The sequence below is a fragment of the Streptomyces sp. HSW2009 genome (assembly GCF_040240285.1).
Classification (GTDB): Bacteria; Actinomycetota; Actinomycetes; order Streptomycetales; family Streptomycetaceae; genus Streptomyces.
Genome location: NZ_JBEHZD010001088.1, coordinates 1 through 883, shown reverse-complemented (window position 1 = coordinate 883; position 883 = coordinate 1). Strand labels below are relative to the sequence as shown.

Here is an 883-nt window from a genome sequence, read left to right as displayed (position 1 = left end):
ATGGCGCCTTGGGTGAGGCACCACAGGGGTGCGTTGATGTCGGTGTCGCCGAGGGCTTGGATCAACGCGGTGGTCCCAGCCAACCCCACCGAAACGGCGTGGTAGTCCGGATGCGGTTCCTCCGCCAGCGCCAACAGGCTCACCACACCCGAAAGAGGTGAACCGGCCACCAACTCGGCTAGCGCATCGGCCAGTTCGTCTCGCTCACACTCCACCGCACCGACGACCTGCCGCACCACCGAGACACCCTGCTCGGCCAAAGCCTGCGCCGCGATGTGTACGGCAGGGTGGTCAGTGAACCCGTCGGGCACCACGAGCAGCCAGGTCCCCGTCAACCCGGTCGGTGCCGGCTCGACCGTCAGCGGCGGCCAGACGACCTGGTAGCGCCAGGAGTCGATGACCGACTGCTCCCGGTTGGCCCGCCGCCACGCCGACAGCGTGGGAAGCACGGCCCCGAGCATCGACTGCTGGTCCTCGGGAGAGTCCAGCGTACGGGCCAACGCTGCCAGGTCCTCACGCTCCACGGCGTCCCACAGCTCAGCCTCGGCCGCATCGTGCCCACCCTCGGCACCGGCCCCGGAGACCTCCGCCGGCGCCAGCCAGAACCGCTGGTGCTGGAAGGCGTACGTCGGCAGCTCCACCGCCGCCGGCCGCGGGCTCGTCGGGAACCAGCCCGTCCAGTCCACCCGTACGCCGTGCACATGCAGCTTCCCCAACGCCTGGGCAAACGCCTGCGCCTCGGGCTGCTTCCGACTCAACGCCGCCACCAGAACGGGCGCCGCCGCGTCCGCGGACTCGGCTGCCTCGGTGTTGTTGGTGGTGTGGTGGTGGAGGGTGTGTTGGGTGGCGGTGGTGAGGGTGGGGTCGGGTCCGAGTTCGAGGT

Annotated in this window: 1 pseudogene; it reads right to left on the bottom strand. The window is 70.1% G+C overall.

Annotation, left to right across the window (positions count from 1 at the left end):
* Positions 1–883: pseudogene (locus AAHZ94_RS34685) on the bottom strand (polyketide synthase); the annotation flags it as partial.